General features: G+C 69.7%; 1 protein-coding gene. It reads left to right on the plus strand.

The genetic code is table 11. From position 1 onward, the window contains the following. On the plus strand, window positions 1–3,692 hold a 3,692-nt coding region (locus GT354_RS47110; RefSeq protein WP_161363887.1), incomplete at its 5' end, for a hypothetical protein. Between the last annotated feature and the right edge of the window lie 169 nt (window positions 3,693–3,861).

Genomic DNA, 3,861 nt, shown 5'->3' on the forward strand with positions numbered 1-3,861 from the left:
AGAACGCGGACGGCGGCGACCTCGGCGGCGCGGTGCTCGCCCGCCCCGACGGCACGTTCCACGTCGCCGACGACGCGTCGATCCGGGTCTTCTCGGACACCGGCACGTTCGACTTCCGGGTGCTGCGGCTCACCGACGGCCGAGGCGTCGCGCTGCCGGAGAACATCCGTGTGCACCCCGGTGGAGCACAGACTCTGGTCGACGGCAATCTGGCCGAGGTCCCGAACGTCACGGTGCACACCCGCAACGGCGGCGGCTTCCGTCTCGGCGGCGCCGACGGCGGGTTCCGCCTGTTCGACCGGACCGGTGGACTCGACCTCGTCGCGACCCCGCACGAGGTACCGCACGGCGACGGCCACTTCAACGTCCTGCGGGTGACCGACAACGCCGGCGCACACCGGTTCGACGTGATCGAACTGTCGGACGCGAAGTTCGGTAACCCGGCGCGGGTGCAGCTCCTGCAAACCACGGGTGACGGCCTGCGGGTCCTGAACGGCAACCTCGACGCGCTCCCGGACCTGCGGGTGATCCGGCAGGAGGGCGGCGGATACCGGGTCGACGGCGTCGGCGTCCAGGCGCACGAGTTCCGGCTTTTCGACGCGGGCGGGCGGCTGGAGTTCCAGCGGATCGACATCGTCGGTGCCCGGGGCGACATCGACCCGAGCCGACACTTCGAGATCACCCACCCGGCGGGCGGCGAGCCCACCTGGTCGCTGATCAAGACCGACGGCCACGGCATACCGGTGCCCGGGCCCGCGACCCAAAAGTGGTTCGAGGGCGGCCCGGTGGACATGCAGGGCGCGCAGGCGGGCCGGGTCCACCTGATCGACCACCTCAAGGTCACCGTGTTCGAACGCAGGCCCCTGTCCGACTTCGGCACGCTCGACGCGCACCACACCCCCGCCACGCTCGGCGCCTTCAGCGTGTTCGATCAGCGCGGAACGTGGGCGGAGTTCGGCCCGATCGGCAACCTGGTGCAGCACGGCAAGCGGCACTGGGGCGAGAGCACCCGCAGCTGGTTCGACGTCAAGACGTGGGTGGGCGGCGACATCCGCGTCCGGCACTTCCAGATCAGCGCGGACGGCGGCCACGTACTGGCCAAAATGGACAACGTGCCGGCCCTGCAGAGTTTCGCCGACACCACCTGGGTGCGCTACGACGCCGACTTCCGGCCGATCGCGTCCGGCACCCGGTACTGGGGACCGGGGCGAGGCTGGACCGACAAGATGAACCACCCGATCACCAACGAAATCATCACGTCCCAGGAGAAGTTCGGTCGTTTCCAGTTCGGTCTGGACAACGTGCGCCGCTACCACCAGATCGACATGACCCCGAACGGCGTCCCCAAGCGCGACTTCATCGACCGGCACCCGGACGGCAACGTCAACGGATTCGGCAAGACGCTGCACAACGGCGACTTCCTCCAGGTCGTCCGGTTCGCCGAGCAGCGGCCGCCGGTGATGTTCCGCAACCTGTTCAGCGCCGACATCCGCGCGACCGACCTCACCCGGCACCCGTGGCTGGCCCACGACAGCCATTTGCGGGTGGGGACGTGGACCCAGGAACCGGCGAGCGGGGACGCGCTCACCCGCGGTGTGCAGTTCACCACCAACAACAAGACGGTGATCGACGTCGCGAGCAACGGCGACATCGTCCGCGAGACGCGACCGCTGCTCAACGGCGGCACCCTCACCGTCGGCGACGTACCGCTGCCCACCGTGCACGCGGGCCCGAACGCCGGGGCGCCGGTGGCGCATCGGCCCGGCTACATTCCGTGGTCCGAGGGCGTCGGCGGCCTCCAGGGCCATCGCACGAACGTCGCGGGCGACTTCGTCCCGACCCCGGGCGCGGGCGGGAAAGAGATCACCTGGCAGGACCGCTTCACCAACGACCTGGACGACGGCGACTGGTACAGCCCCGGCGCCAAGAACTGGACCGTGGTGCGGACCGGCTTCGCCGACGGCACGTTCATCGACTACCGGCCCAGGCACAACGACGGCGCCGGGGACCTCACGCCGAACACCCGCACCGGCATCGACCCCGGCCGCGGCAACTGGACCATGTACGACCACCACGGCGTCGTGGTCGGCCGCTCGGACTCCTTCCCCAACCCCAATGGGGCCGGGCACCTCGACATCGTCGGCACCATGGGCTCGAACACGAGCAAGTTCCGCTGGCACGACGCGGCCGACCCGAACCTCTCCGGCCTGCGCACGACCGCGTTCGAGCGGCAGATCACGCCGTGGCACTGGGACCGCGAGTCCTACCAGGACTTCGACGCGAACAACAGTCTCATCCGCGACCACCGGCAACTCGGCGGGGGCGTGAGTGTGCAGGCGTGGCGCGGCGCCGACGCCCAGGGCAACGAGGTGTGGCACTGGAACAAGATCGACGCCGACGGCAACATCATGTCCTTCGGCAACGGCGTCGACGACCGGGTCCGGCACTGGTTCGACACGAACGGCAACGAACTGCCGGGCTGGGCGAAGGGCGCGCGCTGGTCCGACCGGATCACCGGCCCGGAGAACCGGATCATCCAGGAGATTCCGGCGCCCAAGTCGACCAACTGGCTGCGGGACTTCTTCACCGACTCGCCGTTCCGGGTCCGCGACTACAGCCCCACCCCCACCACCGCGTTCGACTCGCGCATCTGGCAGGAGTCCGACCAGGGCATCCTCGCGCAGACGAAGATGCGACTGCCGGACGGCACGTTCCTGGAGACGAACGCCTTCAACAAGCACGGGCGGCGCTACGACGTCGACGGCGTCACGCTGATCAACGACCGCTCGATCGCCGGGTACGTCACCGAGTACGACGCCAACGGCGTCGGCACCATCGTCGGGCGCGAAACGCACTTCACCGGCATCGCCAACGAGTACCGCGGCCTGAACCGCACGTACCGCGAGGCGAACCGTTGGGAATTCGGCCCGTCCGTGGACGGCGAGGCGATCCCGACGCCGTTCGTCCTCAAGGCGATCCAGTCCATCGGCATCGACATGTCGCACGAGTTCCTGCTCGACTTCACCGTGAACCTCGTCGTGCTGTCGCTGGTGCGGTTCCTCTCCGGTGGCGGACTGAGCGCGGTGGACGTCGGGCGCGCCGCGTTCGGCGCCGCGCTCAGCTCGATGAACAAGGGCTTGGTCTCGGCGGCGCACATGTCCGCCAACCGCGGTGGGTGGAAGGTGTACTGGTCGAACATCGACTACGGACAGTCGGGCAGCTGGCGGCCCAACGACGACAGTTGGAACACCGAGTGGGGGGCCAACGAGCGCCCGGTCCGCTGGCGCGGCGGCACGTACGAGTTCGCCCTCGGGCTGGCCGTCGGCCCGGTGGCCGGCATGGTCAGCGGCGCGGCGCAGGCCGCCGTCTTCGGGGTCCGCGGCGCGGACGGCGCGATCATCAAGCTCACCGGCCGCGACGCCGCGCTGTCCGGCCTCGCGTCCAGCGTCGGCGGGCTCCTCGACACCATCTCGGTCGGCGCGTTCCGTACCCTGGTGCAGCACTCGATGGGAAGCCGATTGATCCACCGCCAGGGCCCTGGGGACATCTTCGTGGTCGGCGGGGTGGGCAAGTTCCTCGACAAGCTCGCCTCGCTCCTGATTTTCGGTCCCCAGGCCGTCCACTGGATCGGCGACCGGCCCGGTGTGCACTCGAACGACAACCTGCTGCCCGGAACAGGAACAGGTGGCTGATGAGCACACCGATCATGCGCGTCGGCCCCAAGGGTCGCGGCACCCACCGCGACATCGGGGCCGCGCTCGCCGCCGCGCCCGCCGGCGCCGAAATCCTCGTCGCCCCCGGCGAGTACGCGGAGAGCCTGCGCCTGGAACGGCGCGTGATCCTGCGACCGGAGCACGGGTC

This window comes from Streptomyces sp. SID3343, assembly GCF_009865215.1.
Lineage (GTDB): Bacteria > Actinomycetota > Actinomycetes > Streptomycetales > Streptomycetaceae > Embleya.